The organism is Butyrivibrio sp. AE2005 (assembly GCF_000686965.1).
Taxonomy (GTDB): domain Bacteria; phylum Bacillota; class Clostridia; order Lachnospirales; family Lachnospiraceae; genus Butyrivibrio; species Butyrivibrio hungatei_A.
In genome coordinates this window covers 70340-95072 of sequence record NZ_JMMD01000006.1, presented here as the reverse complement: position 1 = coordinate 95072, position 24733 = coordinate 70340, and the positions used below count along the sequence as shown (strand labels likewise).

Annotated in this window: 18 protein-coding genes; 14 read left to right on the top strand and 4 right to left on the bottom strand. The window is 42.2% G+C overall.

The features are described from left to right. Positions 1-12: 12 nt before the first annotated feature. From DL92_RS0107125 to DL92_RS0107110, 4 genes are all read right to left on the bottom strand, one after another. Positions 13-1776: a methyl-accepting chemotaxis protein gene (locus DL92_RS0107125; protein ID WP_026656339.1), complete on the bottom strand. Its 1764-nt coding sequence runs from the start codon at positions 1774-1776 to the stop codon at positions 13-15. Positions 1777-1791: 15 nt separating this feature from the next. Further along, complete coding sequence (locus DL92_RS0107120; protein WP_026667293.1) at positions 1792-3096, bottom strand: ABC transporter substrate-binding protein; 1305 nt, start codon at positions 3094-3096, stop codon at positions 1792-1794. 158 nt (positions 3097-3254) lie between these two features. After that, positions 3255-4940 (bottom strand): GGDEF domain-containing protein, encoded by a 1686-nt coding sequence (locus DL92_RS0107115; protein WP_026667292.1) that lies wholly within the window; start codon positions 4938-4940, stop codon positions 3255-3257. Next, positions 4933-6708: a GGDEF domain-containing protein gene (locus DL92_RS0107110; protein WP_026656342.1), complete on the bottom strand. Its 1776-nt coding sequence runs from the start codon at positions 6706-6708 to the stop codon at positions 4933-4935. Before DL92_RS0107110 ends, DL92_RS0107115 begins: the two co-directional genes overlap by 8 nt. 100 nt (positions 6709-6808) lie before the next feature. Here DL92_RS0107110 and DL92_RS0107105 point away from each other — a divergent pair, with 100 nt between their 5' ends. From DL92_RS0107105 to DL92_RS0107040, 14 genes are all read left to right on the top strand, one after another. Next, complete coding sequence (locus tag DL92_RS0107105) at positions 6809-8143, top strand: CCA tRNA nucleotidyltransferase (protein ID WP_026667291.1); 1335 nt, start codon at positions 6809-6811, stop codon at positions 8141-8143. A 24-nt stretch (positions 8144-8167) separates the two neighbouring features. Further along, positions 8168-9997 (top strand): PEGA domain-containing protein, encoded by a 1830-nt coding sequence (locus DL92_RS0107100; RefSeq protein WP_026667290.1) that lies wholly within the window; start codon positions 8168-8170, stop codon positions 9995-9997. After that, positions 9998-10237, top strand: a complete 240-nt coding sequence (locus tag DL92_RS0107095) for an RNA-binding S4 domain-containing protein (RefSeq protein ID WP_026656346.1) — start codon at positions 9998-10000, stop codon at positions 10235-10237. 59 nt (positions 10238-10296) lie between these two features. After that, a complete protein-coding gene (locus DL92_RS0107090) occupies positions 10297-10608 on the top strand; it encodes an FtsB family cell division protein (RefSeq protein WP_026656347.1) in 312 nt (103 codons plus the stop codon). Positions 10609-10730: 122 nt separating this feature from the next. Then, on the top strand, positions 10731-12107 hold the full coding sequence (tilS, locus tag DL92_RS18560) for a tRNA lysidine(34) synthetase TilS (protein ID WP_051625255.1): 1377 nt from the start codon (positions 10731-10733) through the stop codon (positions 12105-12107). Beyond that, a complete protein-coding gene (gene hpt, locus DL92_RS0107080; RefSeq protein ID WP_026656349.1) occupies positions 12100-12624 on the top strand; it encodes a hypoxanthine phosphoribosyltransferase in 525 nt (174 codons plus the stop codon). The genes tilS and hpt overlap by 8 nt, the downstream gene beginning before the upstream one ends. Before the next feature lie 43 nt (positions 12625-12667). Then, entirely contained in the window at positions 12668-14527 is a 1860-nt protein-coding gene (gene ftsH / locus DL92_RS0107075; protein ID WP_026656350.1) for an ATP-dependent zinc metalloprotease FtsH, read from the top strand. A 254-nt stretch (positions 14528-14781) separates the two neighbouring features. Further along, positions 14782-16875 (top strand): glycoside hydrolase family 13 protein, encoded by a 2094-nt coding sequence (locus DL92_RS0107070; protein WP_026667289.1) that lies wholly within the window; start codon positions 14782-14784, stop codon positions 16873-16875. A gap of 116 nt (positions 16876-16991) precedes the next feature. After that, positions 16992-17855 carry a class II fructose-1,6-bisphosphate aldolase gene (gene fba / locus DL92_RS0107065; RefSeq protein ID WP_026656351.1) on the top strand — a complete coding sequence of 288 codons (864 nt, stop codon included), beginning with the start codon at positions 16992-16994 and terminating at the stop codon, positions 17853-17855. Positions 17856-17939: 84 nt separating this feature from the next. Further along, entirely contained in the window at positions 17940-18443 is a 504-nt protein-coding gene (locus tag DL92_RS0107060; protein WP_026656352.1) for a GreA/GreB family elongation factor, read from the top strand. 25 nt (positions 18444-18468) lie between these two features. Next, positions 18469-18975 (top strand): flavin reductase, encoded by a 507-nt coding sequence (locus DL92_RS0107055; RefSeq protein WP_026656353.1) that lies wholly within the window; start codon positions 18469-18471, stop codon positions 18973-18975. Positions 18976-19002: 27 nt separating this feature from the next. Continuing rightward, positions 19003-20298 (top strand): ABC transporter substrate-binding protein, encoded by a 1296-nt coding sequence (locus DL92_RS0107050; protein ID WP_026667288.1) that lies wholly within the window; start codon positions 19003-19005, stop codon positions 20296-20298. A gap of 17 nt (positions 20299-20315) precedes the next feature. Further along, on the top strand, positions 20316-23414 hold the full coding sequence (locus DL92_RS20170; RefSeq protein WP_197027240.1) for a hybrid sensor histidine kinase/response regulator: 3099 nt from the start codon (positions 20316-20318) through the stop codon (positions 23412-23414). 88 nt (positions 23415-23502) lie between these two features. After that, positions 23503-24705, top strand: coding sequence for an FprA family A-type flavoprotein (locus DL92_RS0107040; protein ID WP_026667287.1), 1203 nt, complete (start codon positions 23503-23505; stop codon positions 24703-24705). The last annotated feature ends 28 nt before the right edge of the window (positions 24706-24733 follow it).

Genomic DNA, 24733 nt, shown 5'->3' with positions numbered 1-24733 from the left:
ATATTGTAATACTTATAACGATTTGAATTTCTGCGTTGTATCGTTTAGTTGCTCGGTAATCTCATTATTTTCATTGATAGCTTCAGAAATCTTTTTAATTCCTCCGACGATTTCAGATGAGCTTTCGGCAGAAGATGTGATGGCAATAGAGCTTTCTTTTATGGATTCGGTTATCATTCTTACTGATTCGACCATTTCTTGCATGATCTGGTTGAGGTGAGACGCTTTATCATCAAATGCGGCGAAGGAATCGCTCATGATATCCGCGGTGTGCTCATATTTTTCACCTGTTTCTACGAAGTCATCATAATCACCGAGTACTGTTCCGTTGATGTAATCAAGCGTGGACTGGGCGTTGTCTGCAAGTCTTCGAACCGCTTCTGTAACTTCTGCACTTATATCCTGGATATTTGCAGCAGTTCGTCTACTGTTTTCGGCGAGGGTGCTTATCTCTGTTGCTACTACGGAGAATCCTTTACCCGCTTCGCCTGCACGTGCGGCCTCAATCGAAGCATTGAGTGCGAGGAGATTAGTGTGTTTTGCTATATCCAAGATGACATTGGTAAGCTCGTTGATCTGGCTGACCTTTTCGGAATCCTGCACAGATTTTGAAAGTACCTCAGAGAGTTGTGATACGTGGTCGCTAGCGGCAATCTTCTTTTGGTTGACGCGGGCTTTGACTTCATTAGCCTCCTGCTTAACAGTGATGGCTGTTTCTGTTCCCGAAAGAGCCTGTTCAGTGATTTCTTGGGCAGCTGCCTTTACGTCTTCAACTCGGTCATTGATGGATGATACAGTTCCGGCTACAGTCTCCATATTTGCCGAGAGTTCTTCAAGGGCTGCAGAAGTGTTGGTCACGTTGTCATCCGCCATGCGAAGCTGTGAAACAACCTTTTCGGACGAACTTGTAAGGACGAGCGATCCGTTTTTTACATCCTTCATAATTCCCTGAAGTGTTTCAATGAAGTGGTTGATACCTACTGTGATGTAAAGAAGCTCGGATTTTGTTTTTGTCTTTATTCTTGCCGTGAGGTCGCCGTTTCCGCCTTCAATGTTGGTGATCATTGTGTTGACTTCGCCGCTGATGCGCTCAATCTTTTTGACAATGTTCTTATAACTTATAAGGAAGTTGAATGTGATAAGCAGCAGCATCGCAAGTACGCCTGCAATGCCGAAATAACTACCTTTTTTGAACAAGAAGTTCATTGTATTGGTGGTCTCTTTTGAGGATTTTGCAATGGCATTATCAAGGGCTTTTGACGAATGGAAGATGGCAATCTTCTGGATCTCGGCTTTGTCAAAAAGGATATTGTAAGCGGATTCCTTGTCTCCGGCATCACTTTTTTCAATAGCCGAGTCTATAAGTGTTGTAAGCCTCTGATACTGGGCTGTGATCTCTTCAAGTTGTGCGGTTGCTTCCTCGTCATTATACTGGGAAAAATTACTTTTTAGTGTTTCTATGTCAGCCGTGATGTCCTGTTTGGCTACGTTTATCTGGGGTAAAAGAGCCGTCTGTGTTTCAACGGCATTTGCAGATATGTAACCTGTTGTCTGGTCATAGAGGTTCATGACATCGGATTTTAACTTGGCTTCATGCGTTGAAAGATCCATCATCGAGTCAAACATGTTGATACTGCTTGTTGTAGATGTTTTCATGGCAGACATGACCATGTACATTACAATAAAGAATGATATGAGCATCAGCAAGTTCAAGGCAGATAACTGGAACACAATGGAATCTTTCTTTTTGATAACTACCTTAGTATTGTCCTTCATGTTTCTACCTCCTCCTTAAAGTGTCTCATACCATTTGGTTGCAATAGATTTGATCTCTTCCATGAACCCCTTGGCGTCAAGCTCGCCGGATGCATATTTTTGGAAGGCAAAAGAAAGACCTCTCTGTCCAAGTCCTGAAGGCATGTCCATCCAGTGCCAGTTTGAAGTTTTGCCGGAAGAGATATATTCAGAGATCACAGAAGCAAAAGGATCTGAGGCTACGAAGGTACAATCGGTGAACGGGCTTACGAATCCGGCTTCTTCAACGAGAATCTTCTGTGCGGATGACTCTGAGCACCATTCAAGGAATGCTTTGGCAGCTTCCACCTGACCTTCTTTGGGTATAGCCCACCAAGACGGTGCGCTTGTAAGTATTGTGTCCATGCCATCCTGAAATGCATATGGGATCATTCCGACTTTGAAGTTTCCCGCAGAAGCATATTCGCTTGCGTTGTCGCCGGTCATTGCTGCGCCGATCCATGAGCCCTGAGTGATAAATGCATATTTGCCTGAAGCAAAGTTTTTTACCTGATCGGCATATTCTCCTGTAGTTTTCAAATCGGGATCGGAGTATTCATTAAAAAGACCTATCATCGCGGCATAGTCCATGAATCTGGACTCATCGAGTTTGCCGCCGTCGTTAAGAAGGTCGATGTATGTTGTATCGGATCTGTCGAGGCCTGAGTCGATGTATGCGCCAAAGATGTGGTTACCCGCTGACCAGCCGAGGTTTTCAGCTTCGGTAAAATAGCCTATAACAGCTCTCAGTCCAAGTTCATCTTTTTTGGCATCTATTGTTTCAAAAGCAGATCTCATCGACGCGGGGCCTGTTATGGAAGAAGGATCGACTCCGCATTTAGAGAGGATATCTGCGTTATATGCAAGCCCGATTGCTTCTGTTGTGAAGGGAAAGCCAAGTGTGCCGTACTTGGAATCTACGAATTCAGCATCAGTACGGCTGACCCAGTTCTGATCGCTCAGATCGACAAGAAGTCCTTCCCAGTTTGAAAAACCGGAGGCTTCGCAAGAGATAATATCCGGCATCTGGTCAGACAGATAGTAACCCTTTATCATTGCCTGAACATCTGCGCCTGCATCAACTCCCATAACTTCCACAGTTATTCCTGTTTCCTGAGTGTACTTGGAAGCAAGAGTTTCCATCTGTGTTGCGACTTCACTCTTTGTATTTAGGAGGGTGATTTTTTCGACGGGAGTGGCTTCTGAAACTTCAGATTCAGTCGAAGTTTTTTTACCGCATCCGGTTAAAACATTGTTTATTGCCAACAACGAGATTAAAAAGGCGATAAAAAGTTTTTTCATACAGACCTCTTTTCTTGATGACAGATATTAATGTTTACGATATTCCATAATATTATTATCTAATAAATAGATGCAGAAGTGATAAAAAATTCATGAAATTTTCATAATATTACAAAAGACCCGCGGAAAACCGCGAGTCTTCATCGATAAAAGCTGTATTATCTTGTTTTTCCAATCTCTGCGTAGTGCTTGCGCTTTGCATCGTACATCTTCTTGTCGGCAAGCATGAATACCGAATGGACATCCTGTTCCTCTGTTTCGGAACGGAAAGCATATCCGTAAGATACGCTGTGGTTTACGTCAGGATCTTCTTTGTCAAGTTCCAGGAGAAGATCGTCTAACTTCTTAAGTAGGGCATCAAGTTCTTCGCGGCGTATACTGTCGAATATGGCGAGGAATTCGTCACCACCTGTTCTGAAGCAGTCGCCTTTTCTGCTAAATACCTTGGAAAGCGCATCCGCAAAGCTCTTGATAAGCTTATCTCCGGCGGGGTGACCGTCGTTATCGTTAACCTGTTTCAGACCGTTAAGGTCAAGGCTGACGATACAGTAGTCAAGATCGGAGCGTTCAAGGTCGTTGAGCTTCATATCACAGCTTGCTCTGTTGGGAAGTCGTGTAAGCGCATCCTCGTAGGCAAGTTGTGTAAGAGATGCATATTCTTTTCGCTGAGCATAGAACTTTGTCATGAATACAAAGTGGTTAAGCAGCTGCGTTACTACGAAGAACAGTGCGGCCGAAGGAATCAGGAATCTCATTATAAAGCTGTCTCTGCAGTCGACATTCTTGTTCAACATGTCGAAAAAGACAAGCAGCATAAAGCTCAAACTTACGAATGTGATACCAAACATGATGATCTGCGTTGAAGGATTCCGTGTTTTGCTCCTAAGGTCCTTTATGTTGTACATGATCAGCGCAAGGAACGACAGCGTTGACAATATGTAGTAAGGCATCAGGAAATGATGTATGTGCACTTTGTTCAATAAGTGAAGAACAATAAAAAGTATGCTGAATGCCAGTGTCGCAAAGCCAAGTACTGCGATGACCGAATAAACATTTTGCTTGTGCAGGTTGTATATAAGCAGATATATGCACGGGACAAGCAGGTATAGCGATATATAACTTAGGAACGTGGTCATTTCCTTGGTAATAAGGAACGTTGTGCAGTCAAATGTTGTTAAGAGCCAGAGGCCCAAAAGTATTACGATAAGCGAGCATATAATCTGTGTAAATACGCCCGAAGATCTCATGTACAGGACAAGTGAGATCAATAGGAAAATGTGTCCGAAAACGATAAGGAACATTCCCGTTAGGAGCGGATATGCCGCAGTATACAAAAGGAATCTGTATATATCGTCGTAGTTACCCAGAAGCGGGGTAATGATATTGATCTTCGTATCATTTTCAACTACGTATAGATCAATTGACAGTTTTTTTCCTTCAAAATCTCTTTTCAGAGGAATAATGTTGTAGCCTGTTCCAATGAAGGAGCCGTCTGTACGGGCATCCAGGTTCTCTTTTGCAATGGTATAACCGTCAAGAAATACTTCGTAAGCGCAGTGCTGGGTCTTAAATACAAGATAAGGGAACGGCGCATTGTTCTTAGTAAGAGGACTCGGCCTTGTCAGCGTTATCTTGTCTCCTCGTGAGAAGGTAAGACCAAGCTGGTCACTTAAGTTTGATATATCTGTGTTTAAGTACTGCTGGTTCTTATAAGTAATTACCCATCCTTTTTGAAGTTTGAACTGCGGATACCAGGGTACGACCTTGAGGAATGTGGTAAATACAAATGATATAAGCGCAATAAAAAAGATTGATGAAAGGGCGAAGGTGATATGTTTACGCATTGGCATTCACCTCCTCCATCTCGTGTTCCATTTCTTTACGTCCGTGATGTTCTTTTTTCATTTCATACATTCTTGAATCTGCGAGCATATATACTTCGTTTGAGGATGCGTTCGGAACCTCGTAGCTGTATGCGTAGCCGTAAGAAGCACTATACTGGAAGACCTGCTCCTTAAGGTTCCAGTCGGACATAAGAGAGTGGAATTCGTGTATTCTCTTGGTACAGCTTGATGCATGTTCGCCAAGCATTATAACGACAAATTCGTCTCCACCCATACGACCGATGAGGTTTGCATCCCAGAAGCAATCTGTCAAAATTGTTGCAAAGCCGGTAAGCAAGCGGTCGCCTTCGTGGTGACCGTATGTATCGTTGACCATTTTCAGCTTGTTCAGGTCGATACTGATGATTACATATATACTGCGATCCTGAGATATAACATTCATTACCTGTTCGCAACGGGCTCTGTTTGAAAGACCCGTCAGAGGATCGGTGTAAGCGAAATCAGACAATCTCTCCTGCAGTGAAGAAATCTTGCTACTGTAGATACTGTAGAACATGTAACTGATAAGCAGGCAGGAGACGAAGATAACGGCGCCAAAAGTAAATCCGTTACCGTAGTTCTGGGAATATCCGCGGTTGCTTGAATACTTATGGATGTTGAACATAGCTATATCTATGGAGGAAGATATAATGAATGTCACAACACCTATGAGGAAGAACATATCTGAATTGAGATTTCTGTTCTGTGAGTTTCGGAAATGCTTTCTGTTTTTTACCAGAATTACCAGAACCATAATGGTCTCGCTGACAATGTAACCCTGAATAAAGGCTGTCATAGCAGAAAAACGCTTGATCGTAGACAAGTGCAGGATTGTCATTCCGGCGAAAAGAAGGAAATCAAATATTACAAGGAGTTTCAAGAATCTCTTGAGTTTGCCCCTGAATATTGAAATGAAATAGCCCAAAATAGAGATAGGCATACAAATAAACGATGAATATTCGCAAAACGAGTTAGTCATCGGGTTATTTATAAGCATATCGATGAAATCAAATCTGGCAACAATGTATGTTCCGAATAGGAGTGAAGTAAGCCCGCTGAAAAATAGTCGGGATTCCTTATTGTGATACAAGAACATATAAGGAGAAATGACTATAAGAACAAGCCCGAGCACTACAAGGAATACTCCGGCAAACAAATTAATTGTATTACTTAAAAGATGATAGGATAATATATCAACACTTGAACCTATAACAAAAGGAGACAGCGAAGAAAATGATGCTTCTCTTGTGCCGATGAAGGTGATCGTGATTTCCTCTTCAGAATAGCCTTTTACAATAGGAACGTGATTGTATCTGTTTGGAACTTCTGTGGTCTGGCTGTACAAATCTCTACCGTAAGTGTATATTTGCCAATTTTCAAGCTTATCGGCTTTCTTGGAACGCTCGGCATAATGACGAATATTAACATCAACGATGCTGTGCATCGAATAAAAGTAGAGGCATAACGAATCATCACGAATCGGAGGAAGTACTCTGGTCAAAGAAAACGTATCGCCTTCATTGATAACAGGTACTTGTACGTCGTTAAGATTCTTGTTTGTAGCTATTTCTTTGCCGTTATAAGTAACGGTCCAACCATCATCTATCGGTATTAACTCTGAGGTATATTGGTAGGAAGAATCAATAATTTTCACAAATGAAAATATACCCACCAAGATAAGCAGTAAGAAGCCTACTGCTATCAAATTGTTGTTAATTCTAAATTTCATTCTGATTCCCTCATAATTTCATATATTAAGTATATATCGAGATTGAGAAAATTCCTAGAGTATTATTCACATTTGATATTCTTTGGGCTATTATGAAGGTATGATTATTAAACTACCGGAAAATGCAAAAAAGATATTGGATACCATGCATAAAGCTGGTTTTGAAGCATATGTTGTCGGAGGATGTGTAAGAGATGCGCTTCTTTCAAGAGAACCGGGTGACTGGGACATAACAACAAATGCTTTGCCTGAAGATATAAAAAAGCTTTTTAAACGAACGGTTGATACGGGAATTGAACACGGAACGGTCACCGTTTTGATGGATAAAGAGGGATATGAAGTCACAACGTACAGAATAGACGGAAAGTACGAAGATAACAGACATCCAAGTGAAGTGACATTTACAAAGAGTCTCACCGAAGATATGAGACGCCGTGACTTTACCATAAATGCCATGGCTTATAACGAGGAAGAAGGGCTTATAGACAGGTTCGGAGGAATCGAAGATCTTGAGAATAAGCTGATAAGATGCGTTGGAGAGCCTGCAGAGAGGTTTTCCGAAGATGCACTTCGCATAATGAGAGCCGTCAGGTTTTCGGCCCAGCTTGATTATGATATAGAAGAGAAGACAAAAGAGGCAATAAAAGAGCTTGCGTCTACGCTTTCCAAGATAAGCGCAGAGAGAATCCAGACTGAGCTTGTAAAGCTTCTTGTTTCCGACCATCCGGAAAAAGCGCAGGTTATGTACGAACTTGGAATCACTAAGGTGATACTTCCCGAATTTGATGCGTGCATGGAGACTTCTCAGGATAATCCCCATCATATGTACAACGTCGGAGAGCACATTATCAAGTCGCTCGGATATGTGAGAAACGATAAAGTTTTAAGGCTGACAATGTTTTTGCATGATATAGCGAAGCCTTTGACGATAACAACGGATGAAGAAGGCGTTAACCATTTCCATGGCCATGCACAGCTTGGCGAGAAGATGGCACATGACATTTTCAGACGCCTTAAGTTTGACAGAAACACCATGGACAGGGTGTGCAACCTTATTAAGTACCACGATGACAGGTTCCCCGCTACCGCAAAGAATGTGCGAAGAACCATGAACAGAGTGGGAGAGGATGAGTTTCCTTTTCTTCTTGATGTGAAATATGCGGATACAATGGCTCAGAGCGAGTATTACCGCGAAGAAAAGCTCAAGAATATTGAGGATTCAAGAGCTCTTTATGAGAATATAAAAAAGGAAGGCGAGTGCGTGAGCCTTAAGAAGCTTGCGGTTAACGGCAAAGACCTTATCGCTCTGGGAGTGACTCCCGGAAAGCAGATAGGAGAAGTGCTCGGAGCTATGCTTGAAGACGTCATTGACGAGCCTTCGCACAATACTAAAGAATATCTGCTGGATTCTGAGCAGTTAAAAAAATTCTTTTAAAAGATCATGTATGAGGGGATGAACATGAGAATAATCATGAGATCTGTAAGAGCATTTACGGCAGTGTTTCTTGCGGCCGTTTTTACCTGCGTATACAGCGCAGATGTAAGTGCCGCCGTAAAAAATGAAAAGAAGAGCGTATCGCTTATCGGAAAATACGATTCTTCCGACACTGCTTCGATTCGCTCCATAGATTCGGAAAATAAGGAAATCAGATTCAGAAATCATTCTACGGGAAAGACGTATACCCTTAAATATGACAATACAAGCATGATGTACGACTTAAGGGGAACGCCCATGTCGGCGAGACTCTTAGAAGAAGGTCAGATTGTTGATGTCAATTTCCTTAAGAGCAGCAAGCATATCACTTCGCTTAAGGTATCGGATGAAGCGTGGACTATTGATGATACGCGTAGTCACGAACTTGTAAGGGGAGACGGAACCGCAAGAATACTGGGAGAAACTTACAAGCTTGATTCAAGAACGCTGATACTTGCGGACGGAGCGCCTGCCATAGCAGAAAATGTACTTACGACCGACAATATCAAGGCATACGGAATTGGAAAAGAGGTATACAGCGTTGTTGTTACAAGCGGACACGGTTATGTCAGCCTGTCATCCGACACTGTTGATGAACACAGTCTTGTCGGAGCATGGCTTGAGCTTGATAATGACGTTATTTACAAGATTTCTCCCAATATGCTCTTAAGTGCGCCCGAGGGCGATTATAATCTGCAGATCATCGGAAACGGAGCAGAGTATAAAACAAATGTTACAATAAACAGGAACCGGGAAACCGTCATTGATACGAGAAATGTCAAGATAACCAAGCCAAAAGAGGGACTTGTGTCATTTGAGGTAACTCCCGCAGATGCCGAGATTTACATCGACGGGGAGCAGGTTTTTGCCGATACTTCAAAGTCAGTAAGCTACGGTTACCACAATCTCAAGGTAATGGCCGAAGGATATATCACACAGAACAAGTATCTTAAGGTGGGTACGCCTAAATCTGTGGTAAAGATAGAACTTGAGCCTGATTCTGATAATGCGGATTCATCAAACAGCTCATCATCGGACAGTTCGTCTTTTTCTTCATCATATGATAAGACAAATAAGTCAACGAGCGCTGTTTCTGTTGCGTCACTTCCGGGAAAGAGCTCTGCCGCAACATCGGCTTCAAGCATAACCGACAAGGACAAGACGAAGAACCAGAAGAACAAGGTTATCGAAGGTTATAAGGTTTATGTGGATTCGCCTGAGGGAGCGGAGCTGTTTTTTGACGGAAATTATATTGGTGTAGTGCCGACCAGCCTTAAAAAGGTTTCAGGAAATCATGAGATAATACTTAGGAAAAATGGTTATAATACGAAGAGCCTTCGTGTAAACATAGACGCGGATGAGTCGGATGTGTCATATAACCTGGGTGAGATGGCAAAAGTGAAGGAGGATACTGAGACTAAGCCTAAGTCTGAAGAGAGCCCCACAGCCGCTTCGACTGAAAAACAGGCAGAGAATCCGTCTAAGGCAGCATCCGAATCTACAACGCATGACTTAGGTAAGAAGGAGACTCCTTCTTCATCGGAAAAGTCCGATACATCCGCAGCCACAGAGAAAACGACTGCAATCGCGCACTATGCAAGCACGGCTTCTTCCGAGGAAGATGAAAGTCCGTCAAAAAAGTCAACAGCAGACGCAGCTAATAAGAGTTCGACAAAAGAAGATGAGACAACGTCTGTAAATAAGAAAGACTCTGATAATAAAGACGGTAAAAAAGCCGGTGACAACAAAGATAAGACAGGGAAAGATAAAAATAACAACAGTGATGCGGCAAATACCGCATCAGGAGAGGAATAAATGAGATTAGATAAGTATTTAAAAGTAACAAGATTGATAAAAAGACGCACAGTAGCGAATGAAGCCTGCGATGCGGGAAGAGTTCAGATAAACGGAAGACCTGCAAAGGCTTCTGCCGATGTAAAAGTCGGAGATAAGATAACCATCGGATTTGGTAATAAAGATGTGAATGTCGAAGTGCTTGATGTGCGGGAAACAATACACAAAGAAGACGTAACAGAGCTATATCGCTACATTTGACAGGCTTTTATAGCATGTATTAAAATAAAAATATATAAAAGCATTTGAAGAGGTGCGATATGGCGACAAAAGCACGCTACAAAAGGCGTAGTTTTCAAAATAAAGCGGGCATCGCGCTCGCGTCGTGTGTGGTTATAATTCTTGCGACTGTTGTGTCCATAAAGAGCATCAGTCTTTTTGAGAAGGTTAATGAGTATGAGGAGAAGGAAGCTTACCTCAATGCCCAGATCGATGCCGAGGTTGCAAGGGGCAAGGAAATAGCCGAATTTGAAAGATATACCCAGACACGAAAATATATAGAAGAAACCGCTAAGGATAAACTTGGACTGGTTTATCCCGGTGAGATTGTTTTTAAAATTGAGGACAGGTAATTTGTTATTATTTTGCGGAGCACAGCGCAGACAATGATACGGGTACGTATAGGTCTGCGCTTTAATTTTTCAATATGAACAGATTCGAAAACACCGTACTAAACTATATAAGAGCCAATAAAATGGCAGTTTCCGGAGAAAAGATCCTTGTGGGATTTTCGGGAGGAGCGGATTCTGTCGCACTTTTGCTGGTCTTGTATAAGTTAAGAGAGCTCCTTGGCATCGGGCTTGTTGCGGTCCATGTAAATCACGGGATCAGGGAAGAAGCGGGAAAAGACGCAGAGTTTACCCGTAGCTTCTGTGAAGAACGGGGAATACGTTATTATCTGGTGGAAGAGGATGTCCCCGGAATTGCAAGAGAAAATAAGCTGACCGAAGAAGAAGCGGGACGGAATGTAAGATACGAGGCTTTTCGCAAGATAGCTGAGAAAGAGGGCGCCGTTAAGATTGCGGTTGCACATCACAGAAACGACGTGGCAGAGACACTTCTTTTAAATCTCCTTCGAGGAACGGGGCTTCATGGTGCGGGTGCCATACGTGCCGTTAGGGATAATGTGATAAGGCCCTTATTGTGCGTTACGAGACAGGAAATTGAGGAGTATCTTGCGGGAGAAGGAATATCTTTTTGCCACGATGCTACCAACGACGAGAATATCCATACGAGGAACAAGGTCAGAAACGAGCTTATTCCTTATATGACCGATAATATAAATGCAGAGGCGGTAAAGCATCTGTGCAGAGCAGCGTCTGATTTTGCCCTCGCGGATGACTTTATATGTAAGGTCACGGGAGAGCTTTTTGACAAGGCTTGTACCTTTGACGGAAAAAGTGTCAGAATAGAGTTGAAGGTTCTTAAGAGCGTAGATCTTTTTATCCAAAAGAACGTGATCTTAAGGTGTTTCGAGATGCTTACACCAAACAGGAAAGACATAACGGCAAGTCACGTTGATGCGGTGACGGATATCATGGTATCGGAAAGCGGGACGGCGTATGTCGACCTTCCGTACGGGCTTGTCGCAAAGAGAGAGTACGACATACTTACTCTTTCGAAGAAAGTGGTGGAAAGCCTTGATAATTCGCTTGTTATAGATTTTTTTGACCGGGTAAAAAAAGACGGTGAGGCAGGTTATGACATTCCGGGACTTGGAAGGATGGAGGCAAGCGTCAGAGAGTTTGTAAAAGGCTCAAGTATTCCGCGCGGTACGTATACTAAATGGTTCGATTGTGATAGAATACAAGCAGCCGTTTTTAGATGCAGAAGACCCGATGATTATATATTTATTGAGATGGGAAGCGGCATTCATAAGAAAAAGCTGTCGAAGTTCATGACAGATGTCAAAATTCCTATAGACAGAAGAGACAGTATCTATGTAATGGCTGACGGAGACCATGTTTTGTGGGTTCCGGGGTACAGAATAAGTGCTAATACCAAGGTGAGTGAAGATACAAAAAGTATTTTGGCTATAAATTTTTTGGATGGAGGAAATTACTGTGGCTGAATCAGTTCGCGTTTTATTGACAGAAGATGAAGTTGACAAGAGGATAAAGGAGCTTGGGGAAGCAATCAGCAGAGATTATCAGGGTGAGACAGTGCACCTTGTATGTGTTTTAAAGGGCGGAGTGTTCTTTATGTGTGAGCTTGCAAAGCGTATCACAGTCCCTGTTACGATGGATTTCATGTCAGCATCAAGCTATGGCAGTTCAACTAAGTCAAGCGGTGTAGTTAAGATTGTAAAGGATCTTGATGAACCTCTTAAGGACAGACATGTTATTATAGTAGAGGATATTGTTGATTCGGGAAGAACGTTGTCTTATCTTATCAAGATGCTCGGCGACAGAGAGCCTGCAAGCATCAAGCTTTGCACACTCCTTGATAAGCCTGAGCGCAGAGTTACAGATGTAAAGGTGGACTATACGGGATTTAATATTCCCGATGAGTTTGTTGTAGGATACGGACTTGACTACGATCAGAGATATCGTAACCTTCCGTATATCGGAGTAGTAGAATTTAATTGATAAAGGCGTCATAAAAAAGCTTCCGAAAGGGGAACATAAGCAATTGAACCGGAATAAAAGTTTTAATTCAATTTTTCTATTTGTAGTAGTATTACTTGTTTGCGTGATATTCATCGAATATGGCAAGAGTTTTATTTCAAGCCAGTCAGGCGCATATTCCATGAATGAATTTGAGCGCGATCTTAATGCAGATACAGTCGCATATGTAATGATCATGCCCAATTCCGAGACACCTACAGGTTCTGTAAGAGTAAGCTTCAACAACGCGGCAGATGATGTGACATTCTACACAACTGATGTGACCAAGGTTGAGAGCATTTGTACAGAAAAGGGTGTTAAGACAGAGGTAAAAGACATTCCGTCTGAGAATGTACTTATAAATGGAATCATTCCCGTTATAGTGGGACTTATCGTAATGGTATTCGTTTTCTCTATGTTTAGCAATATGCAGGCGAGCAGTTCGGGAAACAGCCGAATGATGAACTTTGGAAAGAGCAGAGCCAAATTATCCACAGGTGATGAAAACAAGGTCAAGCTTAATGATGTAGCGGGACTTAAGGAAGAAAAAGAGCAGCTTGCTGAGATAATCGAATTCTTGAAGGATCCCGGCAAATTCACGGCTGTCGGAGCCAGAATTCCCAAGGGTGTTCTCCTTGAAGGTGCACCCGGAACAGGTAAGACACTCCTTGCAAGAGCCGTTGCAGGTGAAGCGGGCGTTCCGTTCTTTAGTATTTCAGGTTCCGATTTCGTAGAAATGTTCGTTGGTGTAGGTGCATCCAGAGTAAGAGATCTTTTTACCGAGGCTAAGAAGAATGCGCCTTGCATAATCTTTATTGATGAGATTGATGCGGTTGCAAGACGACGCGGTACAGGTATGGGCGGAGGACACGACGAGAGAGAGCAGACACTTAACCAGATGCTTGTCGAGATGGACGGCTTTGGTGTGAATGAGGGTATTATCGTAATGGCTGCCACAAACAGAGTAGATATCCTCGATCCTGCCATATTAAGACCCGGACGATTTGACAGAAAGATTACGGTAACAAGACCTGACATTGGTGAAAGAGAGGCAATCCTTAAGGTTCATGCACATAATAAGCCTCTCGGAAGCGATGTGGATCTTAAGCAGCTTGCTCAGACAACTGCCGGATTTACAGGCGCAGATCTTGAGAACCTTCTTAATGAAGCAGCTATAAATGCGGCGGTAGACAGCAGGAAGTTTATTACTCCCGCTGATATAAACAGAGCGTTTACTCAGGTTGGAATCGGAACTGAGAAGCACAGTAAGATCATTTCCGAGAAGGAAAAGAAGATAACGGCTTATCACGAGACAGGTCATGCGATCCTGTTCCACCTTCTTCCGGATGTAGGCCCTGTGCATACAATATCTATCATTCCTACAGGACTTGGCGCAGCAGGCTATACAATGCCTCTTCCCGAGAATGATGATATGTTCCTTACAAAGAACAAGATGCTTCAGGAGATCATGGTATCTCTCGGTGGAAGAATCGCAGAAGAGATCATCTTCGGTGATATTACAACAGGTGCATCAAGCGACATCAGAAAAGCTACACAGGAAGCCAGAAGCATGGTTACCAAGTACGGAATGTCAGAGACCATCGGTGTTGTAAACTACGATGATAATGAAGAAGACGTATTTATCGGCTATGATATATCTCATTCAAAGAAGCACAGTGAGCTTATGTCAGGCGAGATTGATAAAGAAGTAAAGACCATAATAGACAAGTGTTACGCAAAGGCAAAAGAGATTATTCTTAAGTATGAGGACATTCTGCACAGCAGTTCAGCACTCCTCATAGAAAAGGAGAAGATCGGAAGAGAAGAATTTGAAGCATTATTCGAAGGTCACAACGTTGATATCGATTATGCATTAGAAATCTGATTGTGAAAATTGCACAAAAACTCATAGCTGTTTTTGATAAATTTGTGAAGTGTTAGTCTTTACGCGGGTTTGGGTGGGTGTTAGTATAATATGCGTAACCCCCCAATACATTATATAGTTTTTTGCTATACCCCATAAGAAAGAAATACCTTCTCTTAGAAAAGACAGCTATGCTGTCTTTTTTGCTTTATATACGAATATTTCGGAGTCTACGCGGCCTAAATGTGCGCGAATATGACCGGTGGGAATGACTTATGAATGAGAGAGCGTTTTTCCATGATATGACCTTAGACTACCTAAGGCCTGCGGAACCGGACAAAAACAGAAAGGTAGATATACGATTCAGATGCAGGAGGGCTGAGGCATCTGAAATTATTCTCGTGTGGAAAGGCGAAAGACATCCCATGACATGTTCGGAGACATCGGGAGAGTTTGATTATTACGATGCATCCGTAAATGTAGGTGAAGAGCCTACGAGTTATTTTTTTGAAATCGAAGGAATGGACGGTAGCTTTTTTTACTATGATAAGAGAGGCGCCGTTACCAATATAATGGAAAGCATGAATTTCAAGGTATATCCCGGCCTGTCAACGCCCAAATGGGCCAAGGGTGCGGTGATATATCAGATATTCGTGGAAAGATTCTGTAACGGAGACAAGGATAACGACGTTGTTTCCGGTGAATATTCTTATAACGGAAGAAACGTGCTGAAAGTAGGTGAGTGGGAAAGATACCCCGATCCTCAGTATGATTTCGGAGAGTTCTATGGCGGCGATCTTAAGGGCGTTATGGATAAGCTTGATTATCTCAAGGATCTTGGGATAGATGCGATCTATTTTAACCCGCTGTTTGTATCGCCTTCCTGTCACAAGTATGATACCCAGGATTATGATCATATAGATCCTCATTTCGGCAAGATTGTTGAGGATGGTGGAAGCGTGCTTGGAAATAATGAGCATGATAACACAAAAGCAACCAAATATATCAAGCGTGTTACCGATCAAAAGAACCTTGAAGCGAGTGATAAGCTATTTGCAGAGCTGGTAAGCGAAGCGCATAAACGCGGTATCAAGGTTATATTGGACGGTGTGTTCAATCACTGCGGTTCATTTAATAAGTGGATGGACAGAGAGAGGATTTACGAGAACAGCAAGGGATATGAGCCGGGCGCCTATGTTTCTAAGGACAGTCCTTATCATGATTTCTTTGCTTTTACGAGAGATGCCTGGCCATATAATCCGCACTATGACGGCTGGTGGGGATATGATACGCTTCCCAAGCTAAATTACGAGGGCTCTAAGAAGCTTGAAGAATATATATTAAACATTGGAAGAAAGTGGGTTTCACCTCCGTATAACGCAGACGGATGGAGACTTGACGTTGCGGCCGATCTTGGACACTCGCAGGAATATAATCATTATTTCTGGAAGAGGTTTAGAGAAGAGGTAAAAAAAGCAAATCCTAAGGCGATAATCCTCGCTGAGCAGTATGGCCCCGCTGCGAGCTGGCTTATGGGCGATGAGTGGGATACGGTTATGAACTATGATGCTTTCATGGATCCTGTAACATGGTTCCTTACGGGAATGGACAAGCACAGCGATGAGTTTAAGCCGACGCGTATAGGAAATGCCAGGGAGTTTTTTGATACGATGTTATATATAGGAGGCGAGAATTTCACTATGCCTTCCTTGTATACGGCAATGAATGAGCTGTCCAATCACGACCACTCGAGATTCCTTACAAGGACGAGCCAAAAGGTCGGAAGGAGCAGCACGCTTATGGCGTCTTCGGCAAATACAGGAATAAGTAAGCCTGTAATGCGCGAAGCGGTGATGATCCAGATGACATGGCCCGGTGCGCCGACGATATACTACGGTGATGAGGTCGGCCTTTGCGGATTTACGGACCCCGATAACAGGAGAACTTATCCGTGGGGCAAAGAAGACCTTGAGATGCTTGAATATCACAAGAAGATGATAAAAATTCACAAGAAGCATAAGGAATTCTCGGAAGGTTCGATAAGAGAAATGTACGCAGACTTTAATTTCCTTGCATACGGAAGATTTAACAGGACAGCGGCATCTATTGTTGTGATAAACAACAATGAATATGAGGTTACCAAAGAAATCGATGTTATGCCCATAGGAATTCCGAAGGAAGCGCTTCTTACACAGCTTATGCTTACCGACGGAAAGGGATTTATCGATAAACCAAGCAATATGAGGGTAAAAGACGGTATTCTTACGGTTACGGTATCGAGAAAATCGGGACTGATCCTTAGGTACGACAGCACCGCACCTTCGTCATCAGAAGGATTCTGGGCTGACAACTTCATCAGCTTTGAATGATTGTGAAATGATTAACTTTATTTTTTAGGAAGGTAAGTATATAATAGATTTAGTCGTTCAATAAGGCGTGGGGATAATGTAGCGCCTACAAAAATATAATGTAAGGGAGATAAACTATGTTAGTATCCGCAAAAGACATGCTTGTAAAAGCAAAAGAAGGTCACTACGCAGTAGGCCAGTTTAACATCAATAACCTTGAGTGGACAAAGTCTATCCTGTTAACAGCTCAGGAGCTTAATTCTCCTGTTATCCTTGGTGTATCTGAGGGCGCAGGTAAGTACATGACAGGATTTGAGACAGTATCAGCAATGGTTAAGGCAATGGATAAGTGCCTTGGAATTACAGTTCCCGTTGCGCTTCACTTAGATCATGGTACATACGACGGATGTTATAAGTGCGTTGAGGCCGGATTCACATCAATCATGTTTGATGGCTCACATTATGATATCGAGGAGAACGTTGCTAAGACAACAGAGCTTGTAAACGTTGCTCATCATCTCGGACTTTCTATCGAGGCAGAAGTTGGTTCAATCGGTGGAGAGGAAGACGGAGTAGTTGGAATGGGTGAGTGTGCAGATCCCAACGAGTGTAAGAGAATCGCTGATCTTGGCGTAGATATGCTTGCTGCAGGTATCGGTAACATTCATGGTAAATATCCTGAAGGATGGCCGGGACTTAGATTCGACGTTCTCGATGCTATCCAGCAGAAGACAGGAGCAATGCCTCTCGTTCTTCACGGTGGTACAGGAATTCCTGCAGAAATGATCAAGAAGGCTATCTCACTTGGTGTATCAAAGATCAACGTTAACACAGAGTGCCAGCTTTCATTCGCAGAAGCAACACGTAAATATGTTGAAGCAGGTAAAGATCTTGAAGGTAAGGGATTTGACCCTCGTAAGCTTCTTGCTCCCGGTGCTGATGCTATCAAGGCTACAGTTAAGGAGAAGATGGAGCTCTTCGGATCAGTTGGAAAGGCTTGATCGTTTATTTCCGTGGGCAACTTATAAAATTAACGAGGCGAAGCCGTTTGGCTTCGCCTTTTTATCAACTACAGAGGTGAAAATATGCATAACGAACTTACAAAAAAAGATATAGAGGACATGGAAGCGGAGATTGAACACCGCAAAGTTGTTGTGAGAAAGGAACTTCTTGAGCATGTAAAGGAAGCTCGTGCACAGGGCGATCTTTCTGAGAACTTCGAGTATTACGCAGCCAAGAAAGCCAAGAACCAGAATGAGAGCAGAATCAGATTCCTTGAGAGAATGATCAAGACCGCTAAAGTAATTGATGACGACAGCAAAGAAGATCAGGTCGGAATGAACAAGTCGGTTACGGTTGTTCTTGACGAAGATAAGAGCGAAGAAACGTATAAAATAGTTACAACAATGCGACAGAATTCTCTTAAGGGACTTATCAGCATCGAGTCCCCGCTTGGAAAACAATTACTTGGACATAAAGTAGGAGACCATGTTACTATTAAAGTAAGTGAAGAATATAGTTACGGTGTAACGATAACAAAAATAGAAAATACAGGATTAACTGATAACGACAAAATAAGAGATTTCTAATCGGTATTTCCGAGATGGAGGTATTATGCACGCATTTCAACCGGTAAACCCTGAAGATATCGAAGAGGGTGCGTACAGTTTTGTTGGACAGAAGATAATTATTACCTGTAAGAATGGCGAAAAAATAAATGCAGTCTCCGCTCCTTGGGGCGGAGTGGGATACGTATGGAATAAAAGAGTCACTTTCATATTTGTTCGCGCAAACAGATATACAAGAGAGTGCATTGATAAATCAGGGGAATATTCCATAAGCTTTGTGGATCAGGAGGCTTATCGCGGAGTTCTTAAATACCTTGGAATGGTATCGGGAAGAGATGAGGATAAGATTGCCGGATCCAGGCTTAACGTCAATAGCTATGAAGGAATACCTTTTATTGATGAAGCCAATGAGGTAATACCCTGCAAAGTTTTATATGCGCATCCCTTTGATGAGAGCAGTTTTATTGATAAGAGTATAATCCGCGACCTGCATCTTGATAATGATCGGTACATTATGTATGTGGGTGAGGTACAGACGATATTGTTGAAATAACAGATCAGGCTATCTTATGAGGAATATATGAAGAACGTCAAAATGCTAAGGCTCTTTTTAGACATATTCATTTCTGTCACGGTTACGATGTCTTTTTTGTGCAGTTGTGCAGAAGTATCTGATAATGCACAACAGGTTGTTCTTGCGCCAAAAGAGGAGAATACCCGTAAAGAAATACGTATTGCTACGTGGTACGAGGATTCTTATATCACAAATTTCAAAGCCTATCTGGCTGAAAGATTTCCCAAATATGATTTTGAATATACGTATGTACAGCGAACCAACTATGAGTCTGTGATCGATTCACAGATTTCTTATGATGGTGCGGCCGATATCATCTTTGTAACAGAAAATATGGCCAAAAGATACGCAAGAGGCGGATATCTTGTGCCTCTTACAAAGATGGTCAACGGATTTGACGAAGAAGCACTCGATAAATTCAAATATATGGATGAATATTATGCGATTCCGGGTGTCAGCGCGTATGAATGTTTTTATATAAACAAAGATTATTTTGAAAAGTTCAGTTTTAAACCGCCTTCAGAATATATGGATTTCTATGATATGTGCGCAACAATACGAAAGCACGGAATGAAACCGTTGTCATCCGGATTAAAGGATAAAGAAGGCCTTGCAAGCAGTGCAATGGCAATAATGCAGGCGTCTTACTTCAGAACTCCTGAAGGTGAAGACTTTGGAGAAAGACTCGGGCAGGGAAAAGCCTCTTTTTACGAAGAGGTATATCCGCACATGGAAATGTGGTACAAGATGATCGAGGATGAGATCTTTACCAAAGACATGTGTCTTATGGATAAAAAGGCGGCGATAAAAGAGTTTGCGGATGGTAAGACAGTTCTTTTATCCGGTGGACCTGAGGATTATAACCAGATATACAAAGAAAATCCTTCAATAAATCTGGGGACGATAGCGTTCGGCGGAAAGGATGACGGAACGGAACTTTTGACGGGCGGATGCGAATATGGTTTTGCGGTGGTAAACGACGGCGATAATGTCAGTGATGTACTGGAGGTTGCAAGGTCTTTAACCACGCTTATGGGACAGAAGGCAATCTGGAAAGATTCGCCGGGCAGCAAAACCTATCTTAAGAATGTCAAATTTGATTCGCCGCATGAGTTCGACAATTTACAAGATGCGCTTGAGAACAATCTTTATTTGCCCTATACGGGATGGGGATATTACAGCAGAGAGATCTCTGTTGAGCTTGAAAATGAGTTCCAGCAGGTGTTACTTGGAAGGGAAAATCTTGAAGATGCTTTTAAGAGGATAGACGAGAAGGTTAAAGCAATCGTTGAAGGCAACTGATGTCTAGAGGAAAAAGTATGGACGGCTTACTTAAACTTTTAAAACTAAGAAGCATAAAGCATAAGCTTAAAGCTATTTTTGCCATGCTTGTAGTACTGCCTATTATTATCATCGGTATTTATGCATATGTGGTTTCCAAGAGCAATGTTACGGAGCTTACGAAAGCATCTATGCAGGGAAGTGCCGAGGTAATATTTAATGGTATAGAAACGGGGGTAAAAAGAGAGACTGATGTAATCAAGTTTTTTTCATATGAGGAAGCATTCAGAGGCGCCCTCGATCATGCAGATGCAGATCCATACACTCTTTCAGCCGAGATGACGGAAACAATCGAGCCGCTTATATGGTATTACATCGGAAGTGACAACGACATTGAAGAAATACATATCTATTCGGAAAAGATAAAGGAGGATAGGATAGGCGAATTCTTAAGTTATCCCGAAGATGAAGAAGTAAAAAAGTGGTATGAGATGTGCAAAAGTGAAAACGGAAGCATATGGGTTATGAACGGAAAGGGAGATGTGTATATCATAAAATCTCTCCTTGATGCGGCGACTACTTCCAAGATGATCGGAATGATAACTTTAAAGGTGGATAAAAAGAGATTTTTTTCAGCTACCACGAGTACAAGGTATATGGACAACGGACTTGCAATCGTTGATTCATCAAATAAGATAGTCACCAAAAAGGAACTTAGAAGCAGTGAACTGGACAGAAAAGTAATAGAAGATATTTTGGAAGGTAAATATGCAGAACTTGACGGGTTTAAGTCGACAGATGATTACCTGATAATCAAGGCCGGAGAAATGAATAACGGCTGGAAGCTTTATTATTATATCGACAGCAGGGAAATGCTTGCGGATGAGATCACGATTCTTTTGGGTGACCTTATCATAGCCATTACAATCCTCGTACTTGGGTTTGTTATAGCATCGCAGATGGCAAATCGTCTGTGCTCAAGAATTGAAGGACTGAATATCATTGCCGAAGACATAAAACGAGGCGACTTTGAAGTGGCCATTGTCGATGAGGAAAAAGACGAGATAGGACAGCTGTATGATGCGATGATAAGTATGGCTGCCCAGCTTAAGGCAATGGTTGATGAGATTAAGAGAAGGAACGAGAGGGAGTTGTTCCTTAAGGAAAATGATATCCATTACAGAGACTGGTTATTTGATTTCGTGGTTGAAAAAAACAACGATATTCTCGCGATTGTAAATGCCAAGAGTTTTGGTGTTGAATTTCTTACAGCCAATGCTGCGGATATTTTGGGTATTCCTTCAAAGGAACTTTTTAAGGATATAAGAAACATAAATATCGTGCAAAAACCCGGCAAAGATGACAGACTTAGTACGATATTTGAAAGGTGTGCCCAAACAGGTAAAGTTGAGATCGTGGATGAGATAAAGCTGCATAACTTTATTCTCAATACGGACCTGTATTACAGAGGCGCTGTAGCCTGCACAATAGATGACAGCGGAAGAAGACTTGCGATAGCCCTGTATGACAGGACACAGGAGATGGAGAGAAACCATCAGCTTCAAGAGGCATTTAACGCGGCAGAAGCGGCTAACAAAGCGAAGACAAATTTCCTTGCAAATATGTCGCATGATTTCAGGACTCCTATGAATGCGATAACAGGCTTTACGCTTCTTATCGAAAAGCACTCGGATGAGCCCGAAAAAGTAAGGGAATATTCCAGAAAGATAAGCCTTGCGTCAAGGAGTTTGTTGGCACTACTTAATGAAGTACTTGATATGAGTAAGATTGAGAGCGGAACGACTACACTTGATATCAAGGAAATGGCGATGGGAATACTCCTTGAAGAGATCAACTCAGTAATAGGATATCAGGCCAAGACAAAAAGGCAGAAATATATCGTTAATACAGAAGGACTTGAGCACGATGTATTTTTGGGTGACAAGCAGAGAATTAATGAGATCCTCATGAATATACTCAGCAATGCCATTAAGTATACAGGTGAGGGAGGAAGAATCGAGTTTACTATAATCGAGTCTGAATCGGCATCGGAAGGTTTTAGGGATCTGACCTTTATCGTAAAGGATAACGGCATAGGAATGAAGGCTGAGTACAAGGAGAAGATTTTCGAGGCTTTTTCAAGAGAAGAAAGTCATGTAAATAAAGAGATTCAGGGAACCGGCCTTGGAATGGCGATAACGAGAAATCTTGTAGAGCTTATGGGAGGCACTATAAGAGTAGAAAGTGAGGAAGGAAAAGGAAGTATTTTTACAGTCAATTTGAGGCTTCAGGCTGTGGATGAAGCAGACGTTGATTTCTGGAAGTGTCACGGCATAAGAAGGATTCTTTTTATCGACAGCAAACACAGTGAGTGTGAACAGCTTGCGGAGAAGCTTAATATCGACGGTGTTGATGTGATGGAAGCGCCAACGGGATTTGGAGCACTTCATCTTATAGATGTCTGCCAGGCTGAGGATACACCTGTAGACCTTGTTCTTGTGGACCAGAAAGTACAGAATATGACGGCACCTGAAATTGTAAAGAATATCAGGGCAAAAGATAAGTCAAAATCAGCGACAACTTTGATCATAGTTATGGCGGATGATTTTGAGTCTATCGAAGACGAGGCAAAAGAGGCAGGGGCAAATGATCTTTTGCAGAAGCCACTCTTTATATCAAGTCTCAAGCAGTCGCTAAATGACATTGAAAAGAGGATAACGGAAGAAAAATATGAAGAGACGGAGAATCCGCTTAAAGGAATGAAATTCCTTGCTGTGGAAGACAATGATATCAACGCGGATATTCTGACAGAGCTTCTGGCTATGGAAGGAGCATCGGTTATAAGGTGCGTAAACGGACAGGATGCGGTAGAGAAAGTAAAGAGTTCAAAGGAAGGCGATTTTGACATGATCCTGATGGATATTCAGATGCCTGTTATGAACGGATACGAAGCGACTATCCTGATACGTGGCCTAAAGGACGAATGGGCGCAGAAAATACCGATAATTGCCATGACTGCAAACGCATATGCCGACGACATCCAAAAGAGTTATGATTCGGGAATGAATGCACACATTTCTAAACCTATAGATATAAGGGTTGTCGAAAAGACAATAATGGAGTTTAAAAAAGCGTGAAATTATGAGAAAATAGGGAGTACAGAGGCATACTGTAGTCCCTGTTTTTATATCATTGCAAATTATCTTTTTGAGAGGAGAGGCTTATATGAATGGCATAAAAAAAGTAATTGATGATATTTTCTGGATCGGAGGAAGTGACAGAAGACTTGCAAGATTTGAGAATATTTTTCCGATTCCCGAAGGCGTTTCATACAACAGCTATTTTATTGACGATGAGAAGACGGCAGTTTTTGACACTGCTGATATAACAATTTCAGACCAATATCTTGAGAATCTTAAGACAGTTATTTCGGGTAAAAAATTGGACTATCTTGTGGTACTTCATATGGAGCCCGATCACTGTTCTCTTATAAACACTGTAGTTACGATGTTTCCTGAGGTTACAGTGGTCAGCTCGAGCAAATCTTTTGAGTTTATGAAGCAGTTTTTTCCCGAGTCTGAAAACTATAAAAAATTGGAAGTAAAAGAGGGGGATGAACTCTCAACAGGAAAGCATACATTCAAATTTGTTGATGCTCCCATGGTTCATTGGCCCGAGGTATTGATGGCATATGATGTTACATCGAAAGCTCTTTTCGCTGCAGATGCATTCGGTACATTCGGAGCACTCGATGGCGGACTGTTTGCGGATGAGTATGATTATGAGAACGATTTCCTTAATTCCGCAAGAAGATATTACGCGAACATTGTAGGTAAGTATGGCATGCCGGTTCAGACAGTTCTTAAGAAGGCGGCAGGACTTGATATTAAGTTGATACTTTCACTTCACGGTCCCGTATGGAGAGAAAATATAGGCTGGCTTCTCGATAAATATCAGAAGTGGAGCACATATACGGCAGAGACGGATGATATCGCAGTTGTTTACGGAAGTCTTTACGGACATACAGCGAGCGCTGCAGAGGCCGTTGCAGCTTCTGTAAGAGAAAAGACAGGAAAGAACGTTAAAGTATATGACGTTTCAGGTACAGATGTGTCATATCTTATAGGCGAAGTTTGGAGATGCAGTAAGATAGTTCTTATCTGTCCTACATATAACGGCGGAATCTATCCTCCGATGGAAGCGTTCATAAACGATATGATCGCGCTTGGAGTTCAGAACAGGATATTTGCCCTCGGACAGAACGGAACATGGGCACCTGTTACGGTTAAGCTCATGACAGATAAACTTGCAACACTTAAGAATGTCAAAATACTTGAACAGAATCTGACTATTAAGAGTGCTCTTTCTGCAGGTGATACGGATGCAGTTCAGGCATTTGCCGATGCTGTTGCAAATTCAAGCTTTTAAGTATAAACTCAAAAAAGAAATTTAATAT